A 304-nucleotide genomic window follows, 5' to 3' on the forward strand; every position below is an offset into this window, starting at 1 on the left:
AAAAACTGTTGCGTTCGCCTGATGGTTATTTCCCCAGCAGTCCAATTCAGGGCTGGGAAAAACTGTTGCGTTCGCCTGATGGTTATTTCCCTGCTACTACTCCAGGGCTGGAAAAAAACTGTTGCGTTCGCCTGATGGTTATTTCGCCAACAGTCCAATCCCGGGCTGAAAAAAAACCATTGCGTTGGCTTAATGGTTATTTCCCTATCACTACTCCAGGGCTGGAAAAAAACCATTGCGTTGGCTTAATGGTTATTTCCCTACTACTACTCCAGGGCTGAAAAAAAACGGTTGCGTTGGCTTA

At 46.1% G+C, this 304-nt stretch carries 1 protein-coding gene; it reads left to right on the forward strand.

Features of this window, described 5'->3' with window-relative positions; genetic code table 11:
* Nucleotides 1–281: hypothetical protein (locus AC0QH1_RS30950; RefSeq protein ID WP_324635291.1), on the forward strand; the 281-nt coding region annotated here is incomplete at its 5' end.
* Between the last annotated feature and the right edge of the window lie 23 nt (nucleotides 282–304).

The organism is Phormidium sp. CCY1219 (assembly GCF_055795085.1).